Source organism: Neisseria sp. HMSC078H04 (genome assembly GCF_001838135.1).
GTDB lineage: Bacteria > Pseudomonadota > Gammaproteobacteria > Burkholderiales > Neisseriaceae > Neisseria.
The window spans coordinates 108,097-114,234 of record NZ_KV835850.1 but is presented as its reverse complement, the minus strand read 5'-3'; the positions used below and the strand labels follow the sequence as shown (position 1 = coordinate 114,234).

Sequence of the window (6,138 nt, the reverse complement as noted above, 5' to 3'; positions counted from 1 at the left end):
GGCAACCTGGTTTGGTTCGGCGATTATTACGGTTGGGGCAAACTGAAGAGCGAAACCAACGTAACAGTAACGGCGCACCAATCCTTCCGCCTGCAAAACCAGTATGCTGACAGTGAGACGGGGCTGCATTACAACTTCTTCAGGTATTATGAGCCTGATGCAGGTCGGTTTGTGAATCAGGATCCGATTGGGTTGTGGGGTGGGGAGAATTTTTATCAGTTTGCGCCGAATGCTCAAGACTGGGTTGACCCTCTTGGTTTAAGCAAATGCTCATCAAGATCGAAAACACCAAATCCATATCAAGGTGTAAAAGAAGCATCTAAATATTTAAAATCACAAGGAGTTCCAAGAAAATATAGGAAACAAATTTTAGAATCTTTTGATAGAGAAACGATTAAAGTACGTTCGGCAGGAACTAGTGAATATGGATTAAGGTACTTTGACGGAATAAATGCTCAAGCTAAAGGTCGTTATTTATTTGAAACATTCCCTGCTACCAGAAGTAGCCTCGCAGTCAAACCAAAATGGAACCACATGACTAATATTGCTCAATTTAAAGTGAAACCAGGAACAACTATTATTGAAGGTAAAGCTGCACCTCAAGGTTTAGGGTTGCCTGGTGGACAAACACAAAAATATATTAATGACTTAGAAAGGTTAATAAGACAATGAATCAGGAGCAATTTATAAAAAAGATTAATATAGTTTTAGTCGAAATTGATAAAATGATTAATAATTGTGATGGATATAGTTATACAAATAAACAGCAGTTGATTTCTATAAAAAATGAACTATATGACATGATTAATTATCTAAATTCAGAAAGTATTTTTCAACAAAAAAAAGGAAAAGAATTTTTATTGTCTCGGATAGTAATTGATTCTTGGCCATTTAATAATGAAGTTGGTAAACTCCTTGTAGAATTAGAAGAAGATTTCAATTCTTTGACAAGAAAAATATAAAAATGTCTAAGTTAAAAATTTTGAATGAAACTCCTTTAGACTTTCAAGAAAAATTTTTGTTTGACAAATGGGAAGTCAGCTACCTTGATTTGATGGAAGTAAATCAAGGTTCTCCCTTAGTTGGAAGTCTATCCATTAACGGTCAAGTTATTATTAAAGAACAGGGGTTTGGAGGGCCTTTGTTGTATTTCAATAGAAAAATATATATTCCAGTTTTCATTAGACGATTTTGCGTTGTTGGATTTAGGCTTGCAACATTAAATTTAGATGATTTATCAATTGAGTATATTGGGGGTATCGAAGACTTGGTTTATCTGAAAGAGATAAAAGATAATAGAATTTATTTCTATACAGATATATATAAAAGCACAGAAAAGAATTTAACTTTATATTAACAAATATATCTCAAGAATATGCTGTAAACTGAAGCGTGCCGAGATAAATAAGACGATTTTTTGAGAAAAATGAAGTGCTGTTTTATTTCATAATGTGAAAGCTATTTTCAAATCCTGCCGATCTTAAGGCAGGATTTTTAATTAAGCGATGGCGTCGTCGCTATCCGATAGGGTTGATGGGTGGGATAATCTTTATCAATTTGCACCTAATACCCAAGTATGGGTCGATTGGTTAGGTTTAGCTGGAGTTGATATGAATTTATTCCCAAGTAATGAAGACATACACTCTTACGCTCATAAAGTTGCCAATAAACCGAATACTTTCCAAGTAGGAGGGCATGGTAATCCTTCATTGATGGTAGATGGGGCTACAGGTGAAAGATTAGATGCTAAAAAATTAGCAGCGAGAATTAAAAAAAATCCTAACTATAAATCAGGTATGACGGTTGAGATTTTATCCTGTAATACAGGAAAAGGAACAAACCTTCTTGAACAACAACTTGCTAATGAATTAAATACTACAGTTAAAGCACCAAATGAATATCTTTGGTTTTCAAGTAACGGGAAATTAACACTGATGGGAATGAAGGCTGATCGCTCGCAAGATACAAGCAAACCAGGCACCATGAGAAGCTTTACTCCTCAAAGTAAAAAAATAAGTAAGGAACATGCTAACTATGGAAATACTTAAAAATTTCTTAATTTTATTTTTGTTATTAACCCCTTTAATATCATGTAAACAACATCCGGAAAGAAATGAGAAAATGACTGACTTTATATCAACAGGTAGTACTTATTGGATTCCAGATGAAGAAATTCAAATTCTCGAAAAGAACGCCACTAATGGAGATAAAAACTCAGCATTCAAATTATATCAATACCATATGTTTGTATCTTTAGATCAAGATTTAGAATTTAAATGGCTAGAGATAGCGGCAAAAAATGGACATCCAATTGCCCAATCCAATTTAGCCGATTTATTTTTCACACAAGGCAATAAAGAAAAAGCCATATTTTGGGCTAAAAAGGCATATAGAAATGGCGCTAAACTACCAGACGAATTAAAAATATTGATAAATATCAATTGATTAATAAGATTTAGCGGATTATCGTTACAAACCTAAAACTTCTGGAGGAGGATTAAGAAAATGTTGGAAACTTCCTAAGGGGCACATTATCGAACGGGACTCATTCCATGGAGAATATTTGATATCAAATAAAATTTCAAAAATTAATCTTACTTATTTAAGAAATTGGACACAAACAATTATGACTATTTTTTGCCCTGTTAATAAGATATTGTTTACCCAATAATGTGAAGATAATATCTTCACAGAGCATTAAGTTTGTCTGAAAGGAATGTTTTAAGACAACATTAATGCCATAGTTCATAATACCTGAAAAAGTTGTAATGCATAATTGAAATGGTTGGCGAGCAGTTCCAGATATGTTCATTTCTCTTTTTAGTTTGCCCCAGTCGTAATAATTCCCAAACCAGAGGTTATCTTCACAGTCGGTCATCCCTCTTGGGATACCAATTTGATTACAGAGGAGGTAGTGTGTCTGTTGGCTGCTTTCTTCTGCAGTTGTCTAATCGTGAATTTACACCAGTAGCTTGACTCTTTCGGCACCTGAAAACCAGAAAGAGAAGATAGTGCTGGAATAGAGGCAAGTCCTAATGGGTCAATCTATCTTTCCCCAAAAAATTGAATCCTAATTCACAAACCGTCCCTCATATACCGGACAACCACCTTAAAGAATACAACGGCAGCAACTATTACTACGACCACTTCGGCAACCTGATCCACCGCGAACTGGCCGACGGCGAAGTACAGAACTACTTCTACGATCTGCATGACCAACTGGTCAAAGCCGGAATCTTCAAAAAGACGGCACAAAAGAGACTTGGGCCTACACCTACGATGCTTTGGGTAGAAGGATAGGCAAAGGACGTCTGAACAGCTAAGAAAGCTATTTAAAAAATTAAATAACTATAAACTTTTAAATGTGAAAAAAATATAAATGTGAAAAAAATAAGCCATCACTATTCTTTAGTGATGGCTTATTTTAAAGTAACTGGCACGCCCACGGGGAATCGAACCCCGGTTACCGCCGTGAAAGGGCGATGTCCTAACCGCTAGACGATGGGCGCGGATAAATCTTGTGGCGCACCCGGAGCGATTCGAACGCCCGACCCTCTGGTTCGTAGCCAGATACTCTATCCAACTGAGCTACGGGTGCATCAAGAAAGATTTGAATTATAAAGAGAGGGCTGTTTACTGTCAAGCGTTTTATTTGGAAAACTTGCAGACAGCGTGTAAAATGCGCATTTGCTATTGAATTTACAGAGAATAAAATGTCAGATTTCGTACGCTGGCCGCTCTTATCCGAAGCATTTTCCCGTTTGGGACGGCCTGTGGTCGTGGTGGATTTGGAGACGACCGGTGGAAATTTCTATCAAGACAGGATAACGGAAGTTGCCCTTGTTCGTTTTGAGCAAGGACGCACCACACATTACGAGCAATTGGTCAATCCTTGCCGCAGCATTCCCGAATTTGTTGCCAGACTAACCGGGATTCATGATGAAACAGTGAAAAACGCGCCTGTCTTTGCCGATATTGCAGCCGATTTGTTGCCGCTATTGCAAGGTGCTGTGGTTGTTGCCCACAACAGCCGCTTTGACTATACCTTCCTGCGTCACGAGTTTGCCCGTATCCATACTGACTTTGCCGCACCCTCGCTCTGTACGGTTCAACTGTCTCGCCGCCTGTATCCTGAGTTTTACAAACACAGTCTCGACAGTATTATCGAACGCACCGGCATTCAGACTGCCAACCGCCACCGCGCCATGACCGATGTTGCCGCATTGTGTGATTATCTCGAATTAAGTCTGGCAGAAAAAAATCATCAACAATGGGACGAACACGTCCGTGTATTGATGAATCCGAAAATGTTGCCCAATTGGCTGCCTGATTCGCTCGCCCAACAGCTCTATGCCCTGCCTGACAGTTACGGCGTATTGGTTTGGTTTGACCATTTCGGCAAAGCCCAAGCCATTGAAGCACACGAACGCGCATACAGTGAAACCGCCACCCTGCTGCACAGCAAAAAACTGCCGCCGCACATCAAAGCCGCAGCCTCCATCCGTTTTATTCCGGCAGTCGGACAGCTCCATACACTATGGCTCAAAGCCCAGACCATGCAGGAATACCAGCTGATGCCGTCTGAAAAGTCCACATCGTTTTCTACCGTCCGCTTTATCGCTGACGAACACGGCAGCCTTCAAGCACACATTGTCTTGTTAAACAGCGGTACAAGAAACTGGCGTCCTTACGGTTTGTTTGCCCACAAAAAAGCAGCCAAACGCGCTTTGACGCAATGGTCGCAAGAACACAGGCTCTGCCCGGATTCGCTCAACATTTTGCCGACCAGCTACGCAAAGGGCGAACCCTGCCCTGTCGAGGCCGTCGGAAAATGCAACGGCAACTGTCGCCAGCCAAATGGTATCAAACATCAAAACCAACGCATTACCGAGCTGGCCGCCCTACTCCCTGTAACCGATTGGGGTAAAGCGCACGAAATTGAAATTACCGAAACCGATCCCCTGACCGGAAACAGCATTACCCTGCTCTGTGCCGGTGGCGCGTTGGCATTGCCTGATGGAAGCTGGTATTTCGACAGCAGCCTGCCTATCGTGATTAAAAACAAATTCAGGCAAGACAAAGAAAATATCCGTTTGATTGCTTAAAACAAGGCCGTCTGAAAACCAAATTTTCAGACGGCCTATTGTGAATAACTTTCCGCTTTATTCTCACAATAAAAATCTGCCTAAATTTTAATCAGAACTTATTTTTATAATAGCAATCAAATACTAAACCAATTTATACACAAGCTGTTCACACAATTTTCAATGAAAGCTGTGTATACCCAGCCCAACGAGTGAACCATGAACAATCCTGAAATCATCTTCTTTGACATCGACGACACCCTCTATCGAAAATACACGGATACCCTGCGTCCTTCGGTTGCCCAAGCCATGCGCGCATTGAAAGCCAAAGGCATTTTGACTGCCATTGCCACCGGCCGTCCGGAAGCCGCCATTCCCGCCAAAGTCAAAGCCTTGATTCAAGAATGCGGTATCGACATGCTCGTTACCATCAACGGCCAATATATCTCCTTTCGCGGCAAACCCCTGCAAAGCTACCCCTTGGATATTGCCGACATCGAAACCGCCATCAACCTGCTTGAACAACACAAAATAGACTACGCGTTCGTCAACAACCAAGAAATTGCCGTTTCCTCCCATTCGCTGCGCGTTGTCGAAGGCTTATCACATATCCTGCCCAACTTCCTGACTGACAAAGAATATTTCCGTAAACAACCCGTTTATCAAATGTTGGTCTTTGTGGATGAGGAAGAAGAAAAAATCCTGCAACCGCTGATTCAACAACACGGCTTCAAATCCGTCCGCTGGCACAAACATGCCATGGACCTACTCAAACAGGAAGGTTCAAAAGCACGCGGCATCGCCCACGCAGTGGAAAAACTGGGGATTGATATGAGCAAAGTAATGGCGTTCGGCGACAGCTTCAACGACTTGGAAATGCTGTCAACCGTCGGTTTTGGCGTTGCCATGGGCAATGGTGAAGAAGCTGCCAAAGCGGCCGCACAATTCGTCTGCCCAAGTGTCGATGAAGACGGCGTATTGCGCGGCTTGCAAGAATTGGGCGTCATTTAAAACATCAAATCAAAAGGCCGTCTGAACATTTTCAGACGGCCTT

General features: G+C 41.1%; 7 protein-coding genes, 2 tRNA genes and 1 pseudogene. 8 read left to right on the top strand and 2 right to left on the bottom strand.

What is annotated here, in order from left to right:
* The 6 genes and pseudogenes from HMPREF2560_RS11490 to HMPREF2560_RS11485 all read left to right on the top strand — a co-directional run.
* The coding region (locus HMPREF2560_RS11490) for an RHS repeat-associated core domain-containing protein (protein ID WP_283116274.1) at positions 1-672 on the top strand (672 nt) is incomplete at its 5' end.
* The gene (locus tag HMPREF2560_RS08235; protein WP_070607471.1) at positions 669-962 is read left to right on the top strand and encodes a hypothetical protein; all 294 of its coding nucleotides are present in this window, start codon (positions 669-671) and stop codon (positions 960-962) included. The genes HMPREF2560_RS11490 and HMPREF2560_RS08235, both read left to right, overlap by 4 nt.
* Before the next feature lie 2 nt (positions 963-964).
* Complete coding sequence (locus HMPREF2560_RS08230) at positions 965-1,357, top strand: hypothetical protein (protein ID WP_070735029.1); 393 nt, start codon at positions 965-967, stop codon at positions 1,355-1,357.
* Positions 1,358-1,610: 253 nt separating this feature from the next.
* The gene (locus HMPREF2560_RS08225) at positions 1,611-2,048 is read left to right on the top strand and encodes a hypothetical protein (protein WP_141748411.1); all 438 of its coding nucleotides are present in this window, start codon (positions 1,611-1,613) and stop codon (positions 2,046-2,048) included.
* Positions 2,035-2,445, top strand: coding sequence for a tetratricopeptide repeat protein (locus HMPREF2560_RS08220; RefSeq protein ID WP_283116277.1), 411 nt, complete (start codon positions 2,035-2,037; stop codon positions 2,443-2,445). Before HMPREF2560_RS08225 ends, HMPREF2560_RS08220 begins: the two co-directional genes overlap by 14 nt.
* Positions 2,446-3,272: 827 nt before the next feature.
* Positions 3,273-3,323 (top strand): annotated as a pseudogene (locus HMPREF2560_RS11485) (hypothetical protein); the annotation flags it as partial.
* A gap of 111 nt (positions 3,324-3,434) precedes the next feature.
* Here HMPREF2560_RS11485 and HMPREF2560_RS08215 read toward each other — a convergent pair.
* Together HMPREF2560_RS08215 and HMPREF2560_RS08210 are read right to left on the bottom strand one after the other, a co-directional pair.
* Positions 3,435-3,509: transfer RNA gene (locus tag HMPREF2560_RS08215), tRNA-Glu, on the bottom strand.
* A gap of 12 nt (positions 3,510-3,521) precedes the next feature.
* A tRNA-Arg gene (locus HMPREF2560_RS08210) sits at positions 3,522-3,598 on the bottom strand.
* A gap of 115 nt (positions 3,599-3,713) precedes the next feature.
* On the opposite strand from HMPREF2560_RS08210, the gene HMPREF2560_RS08205 reads away from it, so the two are divergent.
* Both HMPREF2560_RS08205 and HMPREF2560_RS08200 read left to right on the top strand, forming a co-directional pair.
* A complete protein-coding gene (locus tag HMPREF2560_RS08205; protein WP_070607484.1) occupies positions 3,714-5,105 on the top strand; it encodes a 3'-5' exonuclease family protein in 1,392 nt (463 codons plus the stop codon).
* Positions 5,106-5,303: 198 nt separating this feature from the next.
* Positions 5,304-6,095, top strand: coding sequence for a Cof-type HAD-IIB family hydrolase (locus HMPREF2560_RS08200; RefSeq protein ID WP_070607487.1), 792 nt, complete (start codon positions 5,304-5,306; stop codon positions 6,093-6,095).
* The last annotated feature ends 43 nt before the right edge of the window (positions 6,096-6,138 follow it).